This window comes from Desulfotignum balticum DSM 7044 (genome assembly GCF_000421285.1).
GTDB lineage: Bacteria > Desulfobacterota > Desulfobacteria > Desulfobacterales > Desulfobacteraceae > Desulfotignum > Desulfotignum balticum.
In genome coordinates this window covers 840,593-862,355 of sequence record NZ_ATWO01000001.1, presented here as the reverse complement: position 1 = coordinate 862,355, position 21,763 = coordinate 840,593, and the positions used below count along the sequence as shown (strand labels likewise).

Below are 21,763 nucleotides of genomic sequence, written 5' to 3'. Positions count from 1 at the left end.
CTGCTTTTTTACTCCGAAAATTGATTATTTTTTTGTTTTGCCGGTTCAACCATGGATTGAAAACTGGAAAAATATATGTCAGACAGGGTGAGGAACAAGGTCGCTATCAACGGTCCGTATATAATGCCCATCAGGCCGTACACATTCAGACCGCCGATGATGGCAAAAAAAACAAGGAGCGGATGCATGGCCACCCGGTCTCCCACCAGTTTGGGCTTGTAAATGTATTCAACCCCCCAGGAAAGCATACCATAAAACCCCAGTATACCGAACCCCGTGATCATTGAATTTTCAATCATATAAAATACGGCGGTGGGTACCAGAACAATTCCAATGCCCACAATGGGCAGAAATGCCATGAATCCCATGACCAGCCCCCAGAGAACCGGAGAGTTCAACCCCAGAAACCAGAACAGAACCCCGCCGGCAATCCCTTGAATCAACCCGCCCAGACCATTGACAATCAGCACTGCCCCGGCCATTTCATGAAATTGTGTAACCAGTTTCCTGTCATGTTCATCCTGAAGAGGAGACAGTTCGTACAAATATCGAATCAGCCGCTTCCCATCCATGAACATGTAAAAAATAACGATCAGCATCAGGCAGAAATAAAACACCAGATTCAGCAGATTAGATGTGATGAACCGGGCCTGCTGAAACAGGGACAATCCCAGCATTTTCCCCAGTTCGGACACCGGGGCGAACAACTCCTGCCAGGTAACGGTTTTCTGAATCCCCGCCCGGGCCAGCAGATCATTGAACCGTTCCAGGGCCCGGGTGTTTTCCAAAGCCTGGATCAACTGGTTTGAAAACACGGCATCTCTGGCCATGTTATATAATCCCAGGGCTTCTCTGGACAACACCCCCACAAAAAAAACCACTGGAATGAACACCACAAAAAAGATGATGATGCAGGTCAATACCGATGCCGCCCGCATGGACATTTTCTGGGCAAACACATTGACCACGGGTTGAAACACACCCGTGATCACCCCACCCAGAACAATGGTGGCTGTAAATGGTGCCAGCAGGTTTCCCAGCAAAAGGATGGATGCACAGAACAGGGCCAGAAAAAAGAAAAACACCCCTCTTTGAAAAATGGTCTGTTCCAAGACACCACCCGTTGGGATATCAGCTGCTGAAAATGCCTAAGACCGCCATCACCAGAAGTATTTCAAAAATGACCACCTGAACAAAACTGTCAAAAAAATGGTAGACGATCCCTCCCCCGACAATTGCAGGGACCGCGCTGTAAATGAGTATGCCCAGTTTTCTTGGTATATCCATGTGTGAACACATCCTTTCAGGTCATGATGGGGCTAAGCCCGGTGCTGGACCCGGCCATAACCCCATATAGATTCATCTGCAGAAGTTATTGGAAATAATTACCATTTCTGTCATTTCAAGTAAAGAAAAACTTATTTTTCAATGATCATGGCCATGCCCATGCCGCCACCGATACACATGGATATCAGGCCGGTCCCGTAACCTTTGCGTTTCATCTGGTGAATGGCGGTGACCATCTGTCTGGCACCGGTACATCCAATGGGATGTCCGATGGAGATACCGGACCCCAGTTCATTGGGTTTTTCCACATCAATATTCAATTCCCGCATGCATCCGATGGCCTGGGCCGCAAACGCTTCGTTCAATTCGATCATATCAATGTCTTTGATGGTCATGCCAGTCTGTTTCAACACTTTTTTCACTGCCGGCACCGGTCCCAGCCCCATATACGCCGGATCCACGCCGCCGGATGCAAAGGCCTTGATTTTGGCCAGTTTTTCCAGGCCCAGTTCATCGGCTTTTTCTTCGGTCATGAGCAGCACGGCGGCCGCCGCATCATTGATGCCGGATGCATTGCCTGCGGTCACACTGCCGTCTTTTTTAAATGCCGGCCGCAGCTTGGCCAGTTTTTCCATGCTGGTCTCCATGGGCCGTTCATCCGTGTCCACCACGATATCCCCTTTGCGGGATGCAATGGTCACCGGTACGATTTCCTTTGCAAAGGTCCCATCCTGAATCGCTGCCAGGGCCCGGTTGTGACTCAGCAGGGCCAGCTGGTCCTGCTCTTCTCTGGAAATACCGTATTTTTCTACGATATTCTCCGCCGTCAGCCCCATGTGGTATCCGTAAAAAATCTCATACAGTCCATCAAACACCATCAAATCATGGACCGGTCCCTGACCGGTCAGTTCCATTCGGTGTCCCCACCGGGCTTTCAACAATGCCATGGGCGCGTTGCTCATGCTTTCCTGCCCACCGGCCAGCACCACATCCGCACCGCCTGCCATGATGGCCTGGGCCCCCAGGGCAATGGCCTTCAAACCGGACCCGCAGATCTTGTTGATGGTCATGGCCGGTGTGAACCGTGGCAGACCGGCATTGATCATGGCCTGACGGGCGGTATTCTGCCCCTGACCCGCCTGGAGCACATTGCCCATGATCACCTCATCCACAAACAGTTCCTTCAGGCTTTCATCATAATCGTATCCTTTTTTTTCAATATCGATCATGCCCTGATCTTTCAGGGATTCCGGACCGTATGCGGCCTGTTCATCCGTAACCCCCGGACGCAGTCCTGCCCGCTTGAGTACCTCTTTCATGACACAGGTACCCAGATCCTTTACAGACACCGCTTTCAAAGATCCGCCAAAAGATCCTACCGGGGTCCTGACGCCGCTGACTATCACCACGTTTTTCATTTAATACCTCCACGTTTTTCAATTTTTATCAAATGGTTATGTAATCTGTCGGTGGCAGCGCGCTGCACTGATTTGTTCAAACAACAGTTACATTTTAACTGCACATATCCATCCAAAGGTCCTTAGCAGACAGACGCACAAAAAACAAGAGATTATGACAGTCCCACGCAATTGACAAATATGTTTTTTTACGCAAAACTGTTTCATTTTTCCCGCTGTCAAACAAAAATCAAGGATTCGAATGCATATGGATACACATGTGGTGGTGGCCGGATGGGGCCAGGTCACCCAACCCAAAGAAACAAAAAATCCTTTAGATCCGCCGGGTCTCATGATTCAGGCGGCAGAACGGGCCGGACAAACCCTGACGGATCCGTCTGTGCTGTCCCGGCTGGACGGCATCATGGTGGTCCGGCCGTTGAGTGCCCACTGTCCGGATGCGCCGGACCGGGTGGCCCGGGCACTGGGGGCAAATCCCGGGTTCCTGCATATCTCGAACATCGGGGGGAATTCCCCCCAGACCCTGATCAACCAGGCTGCCGACCTGATTGCGGAAAACCGGCTGGAACGGGTGCTGGTGGTGGGGGCGGAAACCTATGTGAGACGGCTTCCTGACACCCCAAAGCCGGAAAGTGCCCTGCTCCAGGGTATTCCCGAAGCATATGCCAACGACGATGCCATCGGTGCCACACTTGTGGAAACCCTGCATGGCATCCAGCACCCCATGCAGGGGTTTCCCCTGTTTGAAACCGCTTTATGGCATGCTTCGGGGCTGCCCCTTTCCGCTTATCTTGAAAAAATCGGAACCATGTGGTCTCAATTCAGCCGGGTGGCTGCCGGCCATCCGTATGCCTGGGTCAGAATCCCCCGTACGGCAGAGGAGATCATCACTCCGTCATTGGACAACCGGCCGGTCGCCTTCCCTTACACCAAATTCATGAACGCGTTCATCACCGTGGACCAGGCCGCAGCTGTCATTCTCATGTCGGAAAAAGCAGCCCGGGCCTGTTGTAAAAAAGACCATCAGCCGGTGTATTTTCTGGGGGGAGGATATGCCAGGGACCGGCAGCGTTTCATGGTGGAAAAAAGCGATTTCACTGTGAGTGTTCCTTTGAAAACCGCTGTGGACAAAGCGCTGGACCGAGCCGGGCTGACCCTGGACCAGATGGATTGTTTTGATTTTTATTCCTGTTTTCCCTGTGCCGTGTCCATTGCCAAAAAGATGACCGGGGTGTCGGACAATGATCCCCGGCCTTTGACGCTCACCGGCGGGCTGGGGTTTTTCGGGGGCCCGGGCAACAATTACAATCTGCATGCCGTGGCCACCCTGGCGGAACAGATCACTACCGGCCGATACCGCACCGGCCTGGTAACTGCCCTGGGATGGTTCATGTACAAGCATGCCGCCGGCATCTACAGCAGCCGCCGGCCTGAAAAAAGCCTGGCAGGCATGTCAGCGGCCGACCATGAAAATCCGCTGGCCGGCTTTGATCCGGTACCGGTGGATGAAGCGCCGACCGGCAAAGGGATCATCGAAACCTATACCATCGTGTATCGTCCGGACCACACCCCGGCCTACGGGGTCATCTACGGCCGGACCCGTCAGGGTCTGCGGTTTGTGGCCAGAACAGCCGATGATCCGGACCTGTTCGCGGCCCTGTCGGGCAAAGACATGGTGGGCCGCACCGTCCGCCTGACACACGACACCATCACAAAGATCACGACAGCATATCTGTGAGCTGAAAATAGATCAGTCTTTACCTGATTTTTTCGGATTGTCCCGCAAAGCGATCCAGGCCGCCAGCCGCTGTTTGACCGTTTTCTCATACCCCCGGTCCGTGGGAAAATACAGGCGCTGCCCGTCCAAAGAATCCGGCAGATACGACTGGGGTGCATATCCGCCTTCATGATCATGGGCATAACGGTATCCCTTGCCATACCCCAGCTCTTTCATCAATTTTGTGACCGGATTGCGAATATGCAGCGGCACAGGCTGATGCCCGGTTTTTTCCACCAGATCGGTCACCTGTTTCTGGGCTGCATACACGGCATTGCTTTTGGGGGCTGTGGCCAGGTACACGGCCGCCTGAAATAAAGACCCGTCTCCTTCGGGCCGACCCAGCATTCGAAAGGATTCCCCGGCATTCAAAGCCATGGTCAGCGCCCCGGGATCCGCCATGCCCACATCTTCGGTGGCAAACCGAACCATGCGCCGGAGCAGGTAATAAGGGTCGTCACCGGCCGCCAGCATGCGCTGAAGCCAGTAGATGGCCGCATCCGGGTCACTGCCCCGCATGCTTTTGATGAACGCGGAAATCAGATTGAAGTGCTCTTCTCCGGCCTTGTCATACAGGAGCGCTTTTTTCCCCACCACGGTTTCCAGATCCGCCAGGGAAATGAAAGATTTGTCACTGAAATGAAATGCGGCCGCTTCCAGCGCGGTCAATGCCATGCGGGCATCCCCGTCCGCACTTTGTGCCAGAAACTGCAACGCTTCCTTTTGAATCCGGTCCAAATCCCATCCCAGGCCATGGACCGGGTCTGTAACAGCCCGAACGAGAATGGCCTGGATATGTTTGGGTTCCAGCCCCCTGAGGGCAAACACCCGGCACCGGGATACCAGGGCCGGAATCACCTCAAAGGAAGGATTTTCCGTGGTAGCCCCCACCAGGGTGATCAATCCGGTTTCCACGTGGTGTAAAAACGCATCCTGCTGGGCTTTGTTGAACCGGTGAATCTCATCCACAAACAGCAGGGTCCGTTTTTTGAACAATGCCCGCTTTTCTCTGGCCGTATCAATGATCTGCCGGACATCCTTCACCCCGGACAGTACAGCGGAAATCCGGACAAACTCACACCGGGTCTCATGGGCGATAATATTTGCCAGGGTGGTTTTTCCACACCCGGGCGGCCCCCACAGAATCATGGAGAACACCCGGTCGTCCTGGATGGCCCGGGCCAGAAGGCTGCCAGGTGCCATAAGATGATCCTGGCCCTTGAGTTCAGATAAGGTTCTGGGCCGCATCCGGTCGGCCAGAGGCACTGTCCCGGCCAGATCCTGGTCTGAATGGGCATTAAACAGATCCATCAGCCCCCCGTATTTCCATCCCGCTGCCGCTTTTTGCGGCTCTGTTCTTTGCGCTCTTTTTTCCGTTTTGTGGTGATTCGCTCTTTTTTAAGGGCAATACGCTCATTTTCCCGGGTTTTACCGGAAAAATCCATCCGTCCGGTCTTTTCCCTGAAGTAAAGACGGATGGGCGTCAGATTCAACGGAATCATCTGACGCAGCTGATTGACCAGATACCGTTCATAGGAAAAATGCACGGCCTTGGGATAATTGACAAAGCACACAAAACAAGGCGGCCGGGTAGCCACCTGGGTGGCATAGAAAAACTTGAGACGCCGGCCTTTATGCAAAGACGGTTCTTCTCTTTGTACCGCATCTGCGATGATCCGGTTCAAGGTCCCGGTATTGATCCGAAACCCGTATTCTTCATATACTTTGGCAGCCATATCCAGAATCCGGTGGCACCGCTGACCGGTCAATGCGGAAGTGGTCATGGCCGGGGCATAGGACAGAAACTTGGCCATCTGCCGCAGTTCGGCAATATAGGCTTTTTCCCCTTTTTCCTGCTTGTCCACCCGATCCCATTTATTGAGCAGAAAAACAGCACCGCATCCTTTTTTTTCTGCATACCCGGCAATGGTGATGTCCTGATCTGTGATCCCTTCGGCCGCATCAATGAGAATCAATGCCACATGACAGTTTTCCAGGCTTTTCAGGGATTTGAGAATGGAAAATTTTTCCAGTTTTTCAGTCACTTTTCCCTTGCGCCGGATACCGGCCGTATCCACCAGCACAAACCGCTGTCCCTTATGACAGACTTCCAGCTCAATGGCATCCCGGGTGGTGCCTGCTTTTTCATTGACCACCACCCGGGGCGATCCAAACAGCTGATTGGCCAGGCTGGATTTCCCCACGTTGGGTCGGCCCACAATGGCAATGCGGATCACCTTGTCTTGTTCCATGTCCGGTTCCACGGCATCGGGCAGCCCGGTCACCAGATCATCCAGCAGATCCGCCACCCCGATGCCGTGTTCTGCGGAAACCGGGTAGAAAGATTCAATGCCCAGGGCATAGAAATCGCCCAGATCATCGAGCTGCCGCTGATTTTCAATCTTATTCACCACATAAAAAACCGGTTTCCCGGACTTGCGGAGCATGGCAGCCAGATCATGGTCATACGGGGACAACCCGGACCGGCCGTCTAAGATCAGCACCAGGGCACTGGCCTGGGCCACAGCCACAGCCAGCTGATCTCTGATTTGGGCGGCAAAATAATCATCATCTTCAGTCAGAAATCCGCCGGTATCAATAACGGTAAAGGCCTTGTCATCCCATCGGGCCTCTCCGTAATGCCGGTCCCGGGTGACTCCGGGCATGTCATCCACCAGGGCCTGCCGGTCCCGGATCAGCCGGTTGAACAGCGTTGATTTACCCACATTGGGTCGGCCCACCAGGGCCACCACGGGTTTCATATCCATCTCCTAAAAATTATTGAAAGTATGTACAGATCGGTTTTAAACAGTATACACCATGTCATCCTAACGGGTCCAGGAAAACAGCCACGACCCGACGGCCAGAAACACCAGGCTCATGACCGCCAGTATTGTCATCTCCTGGGATACCTGGGACAGGGTGGCCCCGTCATTGATCACCTTTCTTGCAGCGGAAAGAAAATGGGTCAGCGGCAGGAACCCGGCCGCCTGTCGGATCCAGGCGGCTGTTCCTTCAATGGAAAACCAGACTTCCGACAGAAACATCATGGGCCAGCAGATAAAGTTGATGATTCCGTTGGTCAATTCCTCATTGGTTCCCCGGCAGGCCAGAATCAGACCAAAAGACACCAGACACACCGTACCGAAAAAAAACACAATGACGGCATCCACATACGACCCCTGCATCTGAAATGAAAATATCACATCACACCCGGCCCACACCACCATGGATGCGGCCATGGACACCACCACCCGGGAAATCAGCTGGGCGGACAGATATTCAAAGGCAGTGACCGGTGTGGCTTTTAACCGTTTGAGCACCCCGTTCCGCCGGTACCGGACAATCACATATCCCACCCCGAAAAAAGCGGAAAACATGATGTTCATGCCCAGGATGCCCGGAAACAGCCAGTCGATATACCGCACCAAAGTCCCGGGAACCGCCTGTTTGTAAACCCGGTTTTCAAAAAAAGCCTCCGGCACCACGGCTGCTTTCACCAGTTTCTCTGCCAAAGCGCCCTTGGGAGAAACATCCGATACCCAGTAGCGCACCTTGGAATCATTCTTTAATGGGACCGCTTCAGGATCTTTCACATCACCGGACTGAACCAGAATATCGATTTTATGGTGCCGCAGCTTTTCCAGTGCCGGGTCAAGGTCTTTAAAAAAAACCAGTTGAACCGAAGGATCCGTTTTCAAGGCATCCGGAATCCGGATGGTTTCAAGGGCCGGCACCGGATCCGGCACTGGGAACACCCCCAGTTTGAACTGCTTTTTTGCATCCGGTCCAAAGGCAATGCTGAATGCCGCCACCAGCAAAAACGGAAACAGAATATTCCACCCGAACCCGGCCCGGTCCCGGATGAATTCCAGACTGCGGGCCATAAACAATGCCCACATGCGTTTCAGACTCATGGTCTCAACCCCTCAGACGCTTACCGGTGAGTGCCAGAAATACGGATTCCAGGTTCCGGGATTCCGGCGGCATGGATGCACAATGGGTTTTTACCAGATCTTTGGGAGCGCCCTGGGTAATAATTTTTCCCTCATCCATGATGGCAATATCATCGCACAAAACCCAGGCTTCTTCCATATAATGGGTGGTCAGAATGGTGGTTTTCCCTCTGGACCGGATCCCTTTGATAATGTCCCACACATGCTGCCGGGCCTGGGGATCCAGGCCGGTGGTGGGTTCATCCAGAAACAGCAGGTCCGGATCATTGATCAGGGCCAGACTCAAAAGAAGCCGCTGACGCTGTCCGCCGGATATTTTGTTGCTCCGCTGATTTCTGATCTCTTTGAGCATGCACAGATCCATCACCATTTCCACCGGCAGAGATTGGGCATAAAATGCAGCAAAGGTTTTCAGGGTTTCTTCCACGGTCAGAAACGCCATTAATTCGGTCTGTTGAAACTGTACTCCTACCTGCTGATTGAAAGACCGGTCCCGTTCTTTTCCTTTGAACAGAATCCGCCCCTGGTCGGGTTTCTGAATATTTTCCATGATCTCCACCGCCGTGGTTTTCCCGGCTCCGTTGGGGCCCAGCAAACCGAAACAGGTCCCGGCCGCAATGGCCAGGCTGATGCCGGCCACAGCCGGTCGGCCGTTGTAGGATTTTTTCAGTGCATCCACCTGTATGATGGGCTGTTTTGGCACGATAGTATTGCTCCCTAAGCGACTATATAAAAGAACCCGCTGCCATGATATTTTCTCACCAGTTTTGTGCCCGGCCGGCAAAACCGGTTATGATGTGTCTTAACAAAAAAAGGCTTTCAGCACAATGCTGAAAGCCTTTGATTATCTAAGTGGCGTCCCCAAGGGGATTCGAACCCCTGTCGCCGGCGTGAAAGGCCGGTGTCCTGGACCGGGCTAGACGATGGGGACGCATTTGATTTTCTGGTATCGGGTGCTCATTTATGGTGGGCCGTGCTGGGCTCGAACCAGCGACTCTCTGCTTAAAAGGCAGATACTCTGCCAACTGAGTTAACGGCCCGAGGGCACTTCCAAAAAACAAAGGCGAATTTATATGCTTTTCCAGAAGTTGTCAACTCTTTTTTTTATTTTTTTCCAATTAACCGGTCTCTTGAATCTGATCAACAATATTAAAAAATGCATCCACTACCTGGGGATCGAACTGAGTGCCTGAATTTTCACGAATTGTTTTGAGTACGCGGCTCATTTCCATTTCCTTTCTATAAGGCCGATCCGATGCCATGGCATCAAAACAATCCGCCACAGACATAATCCTGGCCAACTTGGGGATAGCTTCTCCTGCAAGTCCATCCGGATATCCTTTTCCGTCAAACCGTTCATGGTGGTGTCGGATAATATCCACCTCCCGGTCCCACAATCCCAGATTGCTGATAATGTCGGCACCAATGGCCGGATGCGCTTTGATTTTTTCAAATTCTTCATCCGTCAACCGACCGGGCTTGAGCAGAATATCATCCCGGATACCGATCTTACCGATATCATGCAGCATACCGGCAACATTGATCACATCCAGCTCTTCTTCACCGCATCCCATTTCCATGGCGATCATACGGGCATACTTTGCCACCCGGGTGGAATGCCGGCGGGTATAAAAATCTCTTACCTCCAGGGCCGTAACAAATGCAAACAACGTGGCAAACAGATTGTCATAAATATTTTCATACAGCGCAACATTTTCAATGGCACCCGCTGCTTTTTGGGTGATAAAACTCAGGTAATAGATATCTTTTTCATTAAAAATCCGGTCTTTATCAAAAATGAATGCGGATGCCACGCCAAACACATTTTCCCGAATCTTCAACGGCACCACCATAACGGATTGAACCGCCGCATCCATCCGGCTGTTTTCAGCAGTATCCGGTATCAGCCAGGGAAGTGATCCCTTTGCCACACTTTCTTTAATATACATTTGAATAGGATCAGGGATATCGGATGCAAAATGTTCGGGCACGTGTAAAACACCATTTTCAGGACAGGCACTGGCAACCTGAATCAAAGTCAAAGATTTTTCAGAAAAAATATGAAAAAACACCTTGTCTGCATGCAGTTCTTCCACACCCAATTCCACAACTTTGTTGAAAATACCATGACTGGAATCCGCCGATGAAAAGTCTTCCATGACCCGATTCAGGGTGTTGACCTCTTCCACCCGTTCCTCTAACTGCACATTCAACTCTTTGAGTCGGGTCTGGCGGGCCACCTCTTCCTTGAGGATCAAATTTTCCACAAACAGTTCACGCTCTCTGAGAATCCGCCGAAGTGTCAATTCCATCTGCTCTAAGTTCACCGGTTTGATGAGATAATCCACCACCCCGTTTTTAAGGGTCTGAATGGTATTTTCCAAAGACGGATATCCAGTCATCACCACCACCGGCAGCGTGTTTTCGATCTGTCTTATTCTTTCGGCCAGTTCAAGACCATCCATCACCGGCATATTGATATCTGTAAAAATACAGGCGATCTGGGGCACCTCATTGATGACATCCAGAGCATCGGCCCCGTTTTCGGCCGTATAAACTTCATACCCCTTTCTCATGAAATACTCCTCGGTCACTTCCCGAATGGCCTCTTCATCATCCACCACCAAAAGCTTTATGGGGTTGTCGGTCATCGTCATATCCCATACCTGTCTGAAAAAATTTTTTATGACACCACTTTAATCTTCCTCTTCAAATGTGTATAGGAAAGGATCCATTTAATCAACAAAAAACAAAACAATCGCACAGACCGATCTAAAATGAATATAATTCTTAATTTTATCAAAAAATAAATCATTTGTTCTTGACAAATAAAAATATTAAAAATATTATTTCCCATAATTGATAAATTCGCTCTGTTAAAATGGAATGACACCCATGGATAAAATTGATTTACAGATTCTGCAAATTCTGCAAAAAAAGGCACGAATTCCCAATGTTGAGGTGGCCAGAACCATCGGCATGGCGCCTTCCGCCGTGCTGGAACGTATCAAAAAACTGGAGGCATCCGGGGTGATTCAGGGATATGAGGTCCGACTCAATGCGGACATGTTTCATCGTGCCATGGTGGCGTTTATAGAAATCACCGTGTCAGATCCGGTCGATTTTCCGGAAATCGGTGATGCCCTGGCCGCCATCGACCAGGTCCAGGAGGTTCATTATCTGGCCGGTCAGGACTGTCTGATGATCAAGCTCAGGGTCAAGGACAACAGAGAACTGGAATCCCTTTTGTTAACCCGGATCAACAACATCCAGGCCGTGTCATCCACCCGGACCCGTATTGCACTTTCCACTTTCAAAGAAAGTGCCAAAATCGCCATTGACATTACTTCTTGATGTTTTTTGCCCTGATTTAAGTTGTGCAACCCCTCAATGTTCACCAATCATTTATTTTTTCGAGGAAATCAACCATGCCCATGTCAGACGCGTTTAAAAAAAGATTGTCCCGGATACTGCCGGACATTGCCGAAACGTTTGGCACCCCGTTTCATATTTATGACGAGACCGGAATCTGTGACACCTGTGACCGTCTCAACGCCGCATTCGCATCCCTGAAAGGATTCAGGGAATATTTTGCGGTCAAAGCCCTGCCGAACCCGGCAATCATGACGACTCTCAAGCAAAATGGATTCGGCTTTGACTGCAGTTCGGTTCCGGAACTGGTTCTGGCCAGAAAAATCGGATCAGCCGGCGAAGATATCATGTTCACTTCCAACAATACCTGTACCGCTCAGTTTCAGACCGCCATGGATCATGGTGGATCTATTTTGAACCTGGATGATCTCTCGTTGATCCAAAAACTGCCCGGGGTTCCGGAACTGATCTGTTTCCGATACAATCCCGGACCTGAAAGATCCGGCAATCATATCATCGGCAATCCGGTGGAAGCCAAATACGGGCTGACCCGGGACCAGCTGTACAGCGCCTATGATACGGCCGTCCGCATGGGCGTCAAACGGTTTGGCATTCATACCATGCTGGCATCCAATGAATTGAATTACACCTATATGGTGGAAACCGCAGACATGCTTTTAAATGTCATTTCCGATCTTCATCAAAAATTGTCCATTCAATTTGAATTCATCAATATCGGCGGCGGACTGGGCATTCCCTACGCCCCCGATGACACGGCCTTTGATCTGGCTGCCATGGCACAGGGCGTTACCCAATCTTTGGATCAATTCAAAAAAACGTCCGGCTGGGTCCCCAGGCTGTATATGGAAAGCGGTCGTTTTATCACCGGCCCCCATGGGGTTCTGGTCACCACGGTCATCAATCACAAGCAGATTTACCGGAATTATGTGGGCGTGGATGCATCCATGTCCGCTTTGATGCGGCCGGGGTTATATGGTGCCTACCACCATGTTCACATCCACGGCAAAGAGCATCTGCCGGCGGTCGGACCGGTGGATGTGGTGGGTGGGTTGTGCGAGAACAACGATAAATTTGCGATTCAGCGGCCATTGCCTGAGACCTGTGAAGGTGATTTTGTGGTCATCCACGATACCGGGGCTCACGGCCAGTCCATGGGGTTCAATTACAACGGTCATTTACGTCCCAAAGAACTGATGCTGAAAAAAGACGGCAGTGTCGTTCTGATCCGCCGGGCTGAGACCATGGCCGATTATTTTGCCACCCTGGAATTTGAACCCCGGATCCTGCCGGCACCATGACCGGAAACAGGCCCCGGTTATCCATTCAGAATAAGGAGAGATCATGTCTTATTGTATGGTTCTTGTTACCTGTAAAAACGAAACTGAGGCCCGTTCACTGGCATCCAGGATCGTGCATGACAAACTGGCGGCCTGTGTGCAGATGAACCCGGTGGTCAGCGTCTACACCTGGGAGGGCCGGGTGCAGACCGAAACGGAAACACGGCTGACCATCAAGACCCGGACCTCCCTGTATCCGGCGCTGGAATCATTCATCCGAACACATCATACCTATGAAGTGCCCCAGATTGTTCAAATACCGATTTCCAGGGGCCTGCCCGAATTTCTCGACTGGATCGACCAGACCACGGGGGCATGAAACATCCCGGCCGACCCGACTAATCCGGGATTTTCTTTGACACCCATGCCCTGGCCGCCTTTGGATCCGCATCTGTCACCCGGGCCTTTGCCAGGGAATAAACCAGGGCCCTGTCCCGGTCTTTTTGAGCCACCGCACACCAGAGCAGGCCGGACAGTGCGCCCACCCCTTTGTCATTAAAAGTCAGGGCGGTTTCGAAACATGATTCCGCCCGGACGATTTCCTGATTTTTATACAATGCCCATCCCAGAAGATCATGGGCCAGGTAAGAACGGGGCGATACGTCCACAGCCCGGTCAAACCAGGTCAGATCGATCATATTTCCGGCACTGCCGGTTTGGGATAGATAATTCAGATACAGCGTTTTCAGCCCCCGGCCCAGGCAGTCCAGCCCTTCCGGGGTGATCCACTCCGGCCAGAAAACAGTATCGGTTCGGGGAAACGCAAGACCGGCCTTACCAAGCCATTGTTGAAACCGATACCTGAAATCCGTTATCCCGTCATCTAAAGACAACGGCAAAGTGATGTTATCATCCGGCCCCTGAATGTCATGAAGGACCATGCTGATCTGCAATATCTCATCTTCTTGTGAATATCTCCCGGTCAACCAGTACCGGACATTTTCCTGTTTTCCTAAGGCCTGAATATCGGGCAACGGGGGAATGCCCCGGCAATATGCAGTAAAGGCTGTTTCATCCTGAAATATTTTTTTTACCCGCCATCCGAACCAGCATTCCGTCAGTTCCGGATGAACCCCGAAAAGGTTTCCCAGTAAAAAATGAATCCCCAAACCCGCACCATCAAAAGATCGGCTTGTATCGGGCACCAGCGGCATGACAATAAGCCGTGGCTTTTGAACCTTGTTCATCATAATCTTCCTTTCATCAATTGATCCAACTGTATCCCTTGATATGAAAAAACAGCACCCCCCTGATAGTGATTCCCTGATGATCCTTATTTTTTCTGTACTTTGCCACAAAAGTATTTCATAATAACAGGCGTTGAGTCCAACGCTTTTTTACAGGAGAAAAAAATTCATGAATCTCAGGGATGTCTGCCCGGAAAAACTCCTCACACCGGAAGAAAGTGTCAAAAAAATAAAAAACGGGAGTCGGGTATTTATCGGGACAGGCTGTGGAGAACCCCAGCAACTGATCAAAGCCATGGTGGAAAACCAGAGCGCCCAGGATATCATCGTGTACCAGATGCTGTCATCCTCCCTGTCAAAATATATTCATGATGAAAGATTTTTATCCCGGTTTTCCATTAAATTGTTTTTCATCTCCGTACTCATGCGCCAGTCTGCATTTGAAGGAAAAATCGATTATATCCCGGTGTATCTGTCCCAGATTCCCAAAATTTTCGAACACCGGGAAATCGGCCTGGATGTCGCCCTGATCCAGGTATGTCCCCCGGACAAACACGGGTATTGCTCTCTGGGCATATCCGTGGATATCACGCTGTCGGGAATGAAAAATGCCGACCTGGTCATCGCCCAGGTCAACCCGCAGATGCCCCGGACCTGGGGGGATTCCGTGGTACACATCGATGAAATCGATTTTCTGGTGGAATATGATGAACCCATACTGGAATCTTTGGCCACCCAGAAAAACCAGAAGGTCATCGAACGTATCGGGCATTATGTGAATATGCTGGTGGATGACGGCGCCACGCTCCAGATCGGTTTCGGGCATCTGCCCGATGCAGTGATGCCGTATCTGGCCGACAAAAAAGATCTGGGCATCCACACCCAGGTCATCACCGACGGGCTGCTGCCGTTGTTTCATAAAAAAGTGATCACCAACCGAAAAAAAAATTATCTGCCGGACCGGGTGGTCGCCTCGTTGTGCATGGGCTCCAAAGTCTTATACGATTATGTGGACAACAACCCCATGTTTTATTTCAAATCATCTGAATTTGTCAATGATCCCAATGTGATCGCCAAAAACGACCGGCTCATCTCCATCAGTTCGGCCCTGGAAGTGGATCTGACCGGTCAGGTGTGTACGGATTCCAAAGGGTATCTGTTTTACAGCGGTATCGGAGACCAGGTGGATTTCATCCGGGGATCGGCCATGTCCGAGGGCGGATTTTCAATTATTATCATCCCGTCCACAGCTCAGAACGATACGGTGTCCCGTATCGTGCCCCATTTGAGTGAAGGGGCCGGCGTGGCCACCACCCGGGGCGACATCGATATCATTGTCACGGAATACGGCATCGCGGAAATGCGGCGGAAAAGCATTTACCAGCGGGTCATGGAGCTGGCCCAGATCGCCCATCCCAAATTCAGAAAAGAGTTGATTGAGGAAGCCAAGAAACGCCATTATATCTTTCCGGATCAGGTGCCGCCCACCAGCCAGGACCTGATGTTTCTGGATTCCTACCATTATTCTTTGAAACTGGACAACGGCAAGGATATCAATTTCCGTCCTCTGCTGCCCTCCGATGAATTCGAATCCCGGCATTTTTACTATTCTTTACAGGAAGACTCCATTTATTACCGGTTTTTCAACAAACGCAAAGTGTTTTCCAGAGAAATGCTCCAGCAGCAATGGGCTGAGGTGGATTATCGAAGAAACATGACGTTGATCGGGGTCATGCAGGCCGGACAGCGCAAACAGATCGTGGCCATCGGTTCCTATGCCGAAGCCACGGAGAATGCCGCAGAGGTCGCCTTTCTGGTCAAAGAAAACCTCCACGGCATGGGCATTGCCTCTTTTCTGCTGAAAACTCTGGAAAAAATTGCCAAAGAAAACAATTACACCCGGTTCATTGCCACGGTACTTGCGGAAAACCGCAAAATGATCAAAGTATTTCAAAAACGGTATCCCCACGCCAAATTCATTCGTTCCGGCAGTGGAGAGATCGAAGTGGAAATGCCCTTTGAGTGAAACAGACCGCTATTTCCTGTTTTTGGAACTCAACTCCGGAAAGTCCCAGTAAAAGTATTCCTTGAAATGACCGGACCCGGCCGGGTCTGACTTGGAAGCAGTCATTTCCCGCAGCTCAATGCGCCGGATCTTTCCGGAAATGGTTTTGGGCACTTCCGTCACAAACTCGATGATTCTGGGGATCTTGAATTTTGCCAGAATATTCGTGGTATGCTTGAACAGCTCCAGCGCAAGTTCCCGGTTTCCCTCAATGCCTGAATTTAAAATCACATATGCCTTGACAAGCTGGTATCTCTGGGGATCCGGTGCACCCACCACCGCGGCTTCCGCTACGGCCGGATGCTCGATCAGGGCGCTTTCCACCTCAAAGGGACCGATACGAAAATCCGAGGATTTGATCACGTCATCCGCCCTTCCCACAAACCACCAATACCCATCCGCATCAAATGACGCCCGGTCTCCGGTGTAATAAAAATGATCCACAAACACGGAACTCATTTTCTCGGGATTTCCGATATATTCAGAAAACAGGCCGATGCCGCGCCACCGGTTCAGCTTGACCACAATATGCCCTACTGTATCCGGGGCGGTGATCTCGTTGCCTTCATCATCGGCCAGGGCCACATCATACATGGAAGACGGGATTCCGAATGATCCGGACCGCATTTTATCGACCATCCAGGGCGGGTTGCCGATCATGGCCGTGGATTCGGTCTGTCCATAAAAATCCCGGATCCGGGTGCCGGTATATTTTTCCCACCGGTTGATCACATCCGGATTCAACGGCTCGCCCGCAGATACAGACTGACGCAGTCCGGCCAACCGGACTGCAGACAGATCTGAATTCACAAACATCCGCCAGGCCGTGGGCGGGGCGCAGAACGTGGTGACATGATGGGTTTCCAGTGCCTTGAGATACTGTCCCGGATCCAGGGCTGCAAAGGAAAACGCCGTCACGGTGGCCCCCACATTAAAGGGCACAAAAAAAGAAGACCAGGACCATTTAGCCCAGCCGGGCGCACTCAGGTTATGATGGATGTCGTCGGGCCTGACACCGATGATGACACTGGTGGACAGATGGCCCAGGGGATAGGAAACTGCCGTATGTCCCACACGTTTGGGAAGTCCGGTGGTGCCGGAGGTGAAAAAGCAGAACAGAATGTCATCGGACCGGGTGGGTGCGGCGGCAGCTTCCGTGGATTGCCGGAAAATCTCATCAAATCCGGTCCACCCTTCTCTGGTGCCCAGCACCAGCTTGATTTTGGGATGGATACCGGTCTGTTCGGCCGCCTGATCGATAAATTCGGCACTGGCTTCATCCGCCAGCACCACATCCGGCGGGTAGGTTTCAAACCGGTACTCCATTTCCCGGGAAGTCATGGTCGTGGCTGTGGGAACCGCCACGATACCGGCTTTGATGCAGGCAAGGCCGGCAAACCACATTTCAGGGACAACCGGTGCCATCATATACATGTTCTGTTTGTGACCCACCCCGTTTTTTGTCAGAAAATTCACCAGCTGGTTGGCTTTCTGCATCAATGCCAGATAGGTGAATGACCGGATGTCACCGGTATGGATATCATGCCAGATCAACGCAGTTTTATCAGGATATTCCTTGACGTGAAAATCCTCAAAAATCTGTCCCGCCCAGTTGAAATGATCCGGAATCGGCATCTGGTTCAAGGTGTTGAAAAAGGCTTTTGCCTTGTCTTCTTTCCGGGAATCATCCGCCATCTGGTTGATATGGATCAATTCCTGATAAAGTTCTTTCATACCGGTAAACACTCCTTGCAATCCAATTAAATGTTATATATAGCATCAGACCGAAACAAACTGCTTCATCGCACATGGCCGCGACCCTTGTCAAGGCTTTGATACAACTTATAACCAAAATTATGCAAGGTTGCCGCACTCTATGACAGCCAATGATTTCACCCTGATACTGGCACCGCTTCAGGGATTTACAGATGTCACGTTCAGAAATGTATATGCCAGGCATTTTTCCGGGGTGGATGAAGCCCTGGCCCCGTTTATCTCCACCATGGGGCACCAGCGTCTCAAACCTTCCCGGATTAAGGATGTGGATCCGCAACACAATCTGGCCCTTCCGGTCGTTCCCCAGATCCTGGGCAATGTGGCAGACGATTTTATATTTCTGGCCCGGCACCTGGCTGACATGGGGCATACCCAGGTCAACTGGAATCTGGGATGTCCCCATTCCAAAATCGCCAAAAAAATGCGCGGTTCCGGTCTTTTGATGTTTCCTGAAACCATTGACGCGCTTCTGGAAACCATCCTTGGGCAGATTCCGGTACCGCTGTCCGTGAAGATCCGTTTAGGCCGGCAGAACAAAGAAGAGATCCATGACCTGATCCGGGTTTTGAACCGCCACCCGCTGGATCATGTGATTCTGCACCCCCGCACCGGGGTCCAGATGTACCGGGGGAAGGCGGATCTTGATGCGTTTGCGGCGGCCATGAACGCCTGTGTTCACCCCTTTGTGTATAACGGGGATATAACGGACACCCCCTTTTTTTCAATGGTGAGACAGCGGTTTCCCGGTATTTGCCGGTTCATGATCGGCAGAGGCATTCTGGCCAATCCGTTTCTGCCCGAAGAGATCAAGGGCATTTCATCGGATCCGGAACAGCGCCCGGCACGGCTGAAAAAATTTCACGATGACCTGGTGTCTGCCTATGCCGGCCGGTTTTCCGGTCCCGGCCATCTGACCGGCCGCATGAAAGGATTCTGGCATTATCTGGGTCCGTCATTCAAACACCACAAAGCCCCGTTGAAAAAAATTTTGAGATCCCCTTGTTTTGAGGCTTACTCAGCTCATGTGGCGGATTTTTTTGACTCAGACCCGCAATGGGGTTCCTGATCCTTTTGCCGATCACACCCGGCTGCCAGCGGCAAATCCCTGGTGAATGGCATCAAATGCCGTTCCCACGCAGGCGGCATCGCCAACCACCTCACAGGGGATACCGGTTTGTTTCACCAACGTTTCAAGGGGATTGTAAGGCACGGACCCGGCCGCCACCACCACAGTATCCACAACCAGCGTCTTTGTCTTGCCTTCTTGCTCATACATCAACCCTTCCGGCGTGATCCGGGTCACCGTTGCATGAGAGAGTGTTTCAATCCCGGCCCGGCCAAGATCCTGAAGCATGCCCCACCGGGTGGATTTGCCGATATCTTTGCCGATATGATCCGCCATTTCAACCAGGGTGATTTTTGCAGTGCCGGTCACTGCCATCTTACACAGGGTTTCCGGATCTTCGGCCCGGTTGATCAGCAGAAACTTCAGCACATCTGCCGGCAGGGTTCCCTGTTCCGACAGAAACAGGGCGGTTTCAACCCCCACGGCATTGCCGCCCACCACCGCCACGCGACCGCCGGTCCGGACTTTGTTTGTCAACACATCCCAGGCCTGGACCACATGGGGCAGATCCATCCCAGAGATATCTGGTAGGGCCGGTTTCGCCCCTGTGGCCAGGATCACGGCATCCGGATTTTCTTTGGCAATCGTTTGTGAATCCAGTTCACTATTGAGAATCACCGGAATTTTTTCGACAGCCATCTGGGTTTCCAGGTCTTTGGCCAGCCGGGCGAACAGATCTCGGCCCGGCGGCGCTGCAGCCAGATATAACTGACCCCCCGGACGGTGGGCCCGTTCATACACCACGATCCGGTGCCCCCGGCGGTGGGCGGTCAACGCCGCCATCATACCGGCAGGTCCGGCACCGGCCACCAGAATTTTTCCGGGAGAACCGGTTTTTTCAATTGTCCGGTCGGTTTCATGGCCGGCCAAAGGATTGCAAAGACATTCCACGGATTTGAGTTTGAACAGGTTATCAAAACATCCCTGGGCACAGGCCACGCAATGGACAATCTCTTTTTCCCGGCCCTGTTTCGCTTTTCGGGGCAGCATGGGATCCGCGATCAGACTTCTTCCCATGGCCACCATATCACAATACCCTTTTGCCAGAAGATCCCTGGCAGTATCCGGATCACTGATGCGGTGGGAGGCGATCACAGGAATATTTACCTGTTCCTTGATACCGGCGGCCAGATAGGAATATGCGCCTTCCGGCACCTGGGCCGTGATCTGGGGCACCCGGGCCTCATGCCATCCCACATTGATACACAGGGCATCCACCCCTGTTTTTGACAAAGATTGTGCATAGGTTTTGAGTTCTGCCCGGGTGTTGCCGCCGGGCATGAAATCATTGCCGTTCATACGCACAATCAAAGGGAAACCAGGCCCCACCGCATGCCGCACCGCATCCGTCACCTGAAGGCCGAACCGCATCCGGTTTTCCAGACTGCCGCCATATTCATCGGTGCGATGATTGGTTAAAGGAGACAGAAACTCACTGATCAGATATCCGGTGCCGCTCAAAATCTCCACCGCGTCAAACCCGGCGTTTTTCACCCGCAATGCCGCCTGGGCAAACCGCTCGATGGTCTGTTCGATCTCCTGGGTCGTCATTTCTTTGGGCACTTCTTTTGTCAGACGGGAAGCGACCGGAGACGGTGCCTTTGGCTGCCGTCCCTCCAGAAAAAATGAAAAATTGTACCGTCCCGCGTGATTGAGCTGTACCGCCCCTTTGGCCCCGTTGTCCTGAATGGCCGATGCCAGACGGGACAATCCAGGCATGAACCGGTCTTCATGAGCCCCGATATTCTGGGTGTTGCCGGACCATTCATCCACTGTGGCAAATCCCGCACAGATCAGGCCGGCCCCGCCTCTGGCCCGGTGGGTGTAAAAATCGATTATCGCATCCGTTACTTCATAGTCCACCCCCATGCCCAGATGCATGGCCGGCAGATAGATCCGGTTCTCTAAAGTCAGGGTGTTTATGGTAATGGGCTCAAACAAGGGGTCTTTCATCTTTACCTCCGGGTCATCGGTTTTTTATGAATCCACATTCACAACTGATTTCCCATTAAAACACCCTTTTTACGCGCTGTCACTCTTTTTTGTCACTTCCTGAAGGCGGACGGTAATCCATTATATTTGTGGTCTGTTCCGAGCCATTTTTTTTGCCTGCCACCTGACAGGCATCCCGCATTCAGGTGGAAATTCCCATTTTGGGCAGAATATAAATCTGCACCAACAGATAAATACCTACAAATCCGATAATCCATAGCATTTCTTTCATGATTCCTCCTGTTAAAAATTATTTTAATGAACATAATCATAAACCTGTCGGGATTCAAGCCATGACCGATATTATGGAACCGGGCAAATCTTGCCGCAGCAGAGATCCGGCCGTGCCTGGTGACCCAGTGCAGCAAACAATAGACTTGCAAAACAATTATATATGTATATGATAGAGAGTTGTTTGATGCACAAATTGCCATTTTTATCCTCATAAA

General features: G+C 51.6%; 17 protein-coding genes and 2 tRNA genes. 6 read left to right on the top strand and 13 right to left on the bottom strand.

Annotated features, from left to right (window positions below; all coding sequences use genetic code 11):
• Positions 1-8: 8 nt before the first annotated feature.
• The 3 genes from K365_RS0104505 to K365_RS0104495 all read right to left on the bottom strand — a co-directional run bounded on the left by K365_RS0104505 (position 9) and on the right by K365_RS0104495 (position 2,705).
• A complete protein-coding gene (locus K365_RS0104505; RefSeq protein WP_024333695.1) occupies positions 9-1,112 on the bottom strand; it encodes an AI-2E family transporter in 1,104 nt (367 codons plus the stop codon).
• 19 nt (positions 1,113-1,131) lie between these two features.
• Positions 1,132-1,287 carry a hypothetical protein gene (locus K365_RS28220; RefSeq protein WP_006963779.1) on the bottom strand — a complete coding sequence of 52 codons (156 nt, stop codon included), beginning with the start codon at positions 1,285-1,287 and terminating at the stop codon, positions 1,132-1,134.
• A gap of 131 nt (positions 1,288-1,418) precedes the next feature.
• Positions 1,419-2,705, bottom strand: a complete 1,287-nt coding sequence (locus K365_RS0104495; protein ID WP_024333694.1) for a thiolase family protein — start codon at positions 2,703-2,705, stop codon at positions 1,419-1,421.
• A 247-nt stretch (positions 2,706-2,952) separates the two neighbouring features.
• Between K365_RS0104495 and K365_RS0104490 the strand changes: the two genes are divergently transcribed.
• On the top strand, positions 2,953-4,443 hold the full coding sequence (locus K365_RS0104490; RefSeq protein WP_156887683.1) for a hypothetical protein: 1,491 nt from the start codon (positions 2,953-2,955) through the stop codon (positions 4,441-4,443).
• Positions 4,444-4,455: 12 nt separating this feature from the next.
• Here the strand turns inward: K365_RS0104490 and K365_RS0104485 are convergent, their stop codons facing one another.
• From K365_RS0104485 to K365_RS0104455, 7 genes are all read right to left on the bottom strand, one after another.
• Positions 4,456-5,793 (bottom strand): replication-associated recombination protein A, encoded by a 1,338-nt coding sequence (locus K365_RS0104485; protein ID WP_024333692.1) that lies wholly within the window; start codon positions 5,791-5,793, stop codon positions 4,456-4,458.
• Positions 5,793-7,244, bottom strand: coding sequence for a ribosome biogenesis GTPase Der (gene der / locus K365_RS0104480; protein WP_024333691.1), 1,452 nt, complete (start codon positions 7,242-7,244; stop codon positions 5,793-5,795). Before der ends, K365_RS0104485 begins: the two co-directional genes overlap by 1 nt.
• A 66-nt stretch (positions 7,245-7,310) precedes the next feature.
• Positions 7,311-8,399 (bottom strand): ABC transporter permease, encoded by a 1,089-nt coding sequence (locus K365_RS0104475; protein ID WP_024333690.1) that lies wholly within the window; start codon positions 8,397-8,399, stop codon positions 7,311-7,313.
• Positions 8,400-8,403: 4 nt separating this feature from the next.
• Complete coding sequence (locus K365_RS0104470; protein ID WP_006963785.1) at positions 8,404-9,141, bottom strand: ABC transporter ATP-binding protein; 738 nt, start codon at positions 9,139-9,141, stop codon at positions 8,404-8,406.
• 150 nt (positions 9,142-9,291) lie between these two features.
• Positions 9,292-9,369: transfer RNA gene (locus K365_RS0104465), tRNA-Glu, on the bottom strand.
• 33 nt (positions 9,370-9,402) lie between these two features.
• Positions 9,403-9,478 (bottom strand) — tRNA-Lys (locus K365_RS0104460).
• Positions 9,479-9,556: 78 nt separating this feature from the next.
• Complete coding sequence (locus K365_RS0104455) at positions 9,557-11,089, bottom strand: HD domain-containing phosphohydrolase (protein ID WP_024333689.1); 1,533 nt, start codon at positions 11,087-11,089, stop codon at positions 9,557-9,559.
• 244 nt (positions 11,090-11,333) lie between these two features.
• Here K365_RS0104455 and K365_RS0104450 point away from each other — a divergent pair, with 244 nt between their 5' ends.
• From K365_RS0104450 to cutA, 3 genes are all read left to right on the top strand, one after another.
• Complete coding sequence (locus K365_RS0104450; RefSeq protein WP_006963787.1) at positions 11,334-11,792, top strand: Lrp/AsnC family transcriptional regulator; 459 nt, start codon at positions 11,334-11,336, stop codon at positions 11,790-11,792.
• A gap of 74 nt (positions 11,793-11,866) precedes the next feature.
• A complete protein-coding gene (locus K365_RS0104445; protein ID WP_024333688.1) occupies positions 11,867-13,129 on the top strand; it encodes a diaminopimelate decarboxylase family protein in 1,263 nt (420 codons plus the stop codon).
• Between the two features lie 43 nt (positions 13,130-13,172).
• Positions 13,173-13,487 (top strand): divalent-cation tolerance protein CutA, encoded by a 315-nt coding sequence (gene cutA, locus K365_RS0104440; RefSeq protein ID WP_024333687.1) that lies wholly within the window; start codon positions 13,173-13,175, stop codon positions 13,485-13,487.
• 19 nt (positions 13,488-13,506) lie between these two features.
• Here the strand turns inward: cutA and K365_RS0104435 are convergent, their stop codons facing one another.
• Entirely contained in the window at positions 13,507-14,358 is an 852-nt protein-coding gene (locus tag K365_RS0104435) for a tetratricopeptide repeat protein (RefSeq protein WP_006963790.1), read from the bottom strand.
• Positions 14,359-14,524: 166 nt separating this feature from the next.
• Here K365_RS0104435 and K365_RS0104430 point away from each other — a divergent pair, with 166 nt between their 5' ends.
• Positions 14,525-16,381 carry a GNAT family N-acetyltransferase gene (locus tag K365_RS0104430; protein WP_006963791.1) on the top strand — a complete coding sequence of 619 codons (1,857 nt, stop codon included), beginning with the start codon at positions 14,525-14,527 and terminating at the stop codon, positions 16,379-16,381.
• A gap of 9 nt (positions 16,382-16,390) precedes the next feature.
• Here the strand turns inward: K365_RS0104430 and K365_RS0104425 are convergent, their stop codons facing one another.
• Positions 16,391-18,154: an AMP-binding protein gene (locus tag K365_RS0104425; protein WP_024333685.1), complete on the bottom strand. Its 1,764-nt coding sequence runs from the start codon at positions 18,152-18,154 to the stop codon at positions 16,391-16,393.
• A 142-nt stretch (positions 18,155-18,296) separates the two neighbouring features.
• On the opposite strand from K365_RS0104425, the gene K365_RS0104420 reads away from it, so the two are divergent.
• Positions 18,297-19,262 (top strand): tRNA dihydrouridine synthase, encoded by a 966-nt coding sequence (locus tag K365_RS0104420; RefSeq protein ID WP_024333684.1) that lies wholly within the window; start codon positions 18,297-18,299, stop codon positions 19,260-19,262.
• Positions 19,263-19,274: 12 nt separating this feature from the next.
• Here the strand turns inward: K365_RS0104420 and K365_RS0104415 are convergent, their stop codons facing one another.
• Positions 19,275-21,275 carry an oxidoreductase gene (locus K365_RS0104415; RefSeq protein ID WP_024333683.1) on the bottom strand — a complete coding sequence of 667 codons (2,001 nt, stop codon included), beginning with the start codon at positions 21,273-21,275 and terminating at the stop codon, positions 19,275-19,277.
• Between the last annotated feature and the right edge of the window lie 488 nt (positions 21,276-21,763).

What these genes read in the sequence shown, in the direction of transcription:
- K365_RS0104475 (WP_024333690.1), bottom strand. Translation starts at nt 8,399, where the DNA reads ATGAGTCTGAAACGCATGTGGGCATTGTTTATGGCCCGCAGTCTGGAA.
- cutA (WP_024333687.1), top strand. Translation starts at nt 13,173, where the DNA reads ATGTCTTATTGTATGGTTCTTGTTACCTGTAAAAACGAAACTGAGGCC.
- K365_RS0104495 (WP_024333694.1), bottom strand. Translation starts at nt 2,705, where the DNA reads ATGAAAAACGTGGTGATAGTCAGCGGCGTCAGGACCCCGGTAGGATCT.
- K365_RS0104485 (WP_024333692.1), bottom strand. Translation starts at nt 5,793, where the DNA reads ATGGATCTGTTTAATGCCCATTCAGACCAGGATCTGGCCGGGACAGTG.
- K365_RS0104490 (WP_156887683.1), top strand. Translation starts at nt 2,953, where the DNA reads ATGGATACACATGTGGTGGTGGCCGGATGGGGCCAGGTCACCCAACCC.
- K365_RS0104450 (WP_006963787.1), top strand. Translation starts at nt 11,334, where the DNA reads ATGGATAAAATTGATTTACAGATTCTGCAAATTCTGCAAAAAAAGGCA.
- K365_RS0104455 (WP_024333689.1), bottom strand. Translation starts at nt 11,089, where the DNA reads ATGACCGACAACCCCATAAAGCTTTTGGTGGTGGATGATGAAGAGGCC.
- K365_RS0104435 (WP_006963790.1), bottom strand. Translation starts at nt 14,358, where the DNA reads ATGATGAACAAGGTTCAAAAGCCACGGCTTATTGTCATGCCGCTGGTG.
- K365_RS0104420 (WP_024333684.1), top strand. Translation starts at nt 18,297, where the DNA reads ATGACAGCCAATGATTTCACCCTGATACTGGCACCGCTTCAGGGATTT.
- der (WP_024333691.1), bottom strand. Translation starts at nt 7,244, where the DNA reads ATGAAACCCGTGGTGGCCCTGGTGGGCCGACCCAATGTGGGTAAATCA.
- K365_RS0104425 (WP_024333685.1), bottom strand. Translation starts at nt 18,154, where the DNA reads ATGAAAGAACTTTATCAGGAATTGATCCATATCAACCAGATGGCGGAT.
- K365_RS0104415 (WP_024333683.1), bottom strand. Translation starts at nt 21,275, where the DNA reads ATGAAAGACCCCTTGTTTGAGCCCATTACCATAAACACCCTGACTTTA.
- K365_RS0104445 (WP_024333688.1), top strand. Translation starts at nt 11,867, where the DNA reads ATGCCCATGTCAGACGCGTTTAAAAAAAGATTGTCCCGGATACTGCCG.
- K365_RS28220 (WP_006963779.1), bottom strand. Translation starts at nt 1,287, where the DNA reads ATGGATATACCAAGAAAACTGGGCATACTCATTTACAGCGCGGTCCCT.
- K365_RS0104430 (WP_006963791.1), top strand. Translation starts at nt 14,525, where the DNA reads ATGAATCTCAGGGATGTCTGCCCGGAAAAACTCCTCACACCGGAAGAA.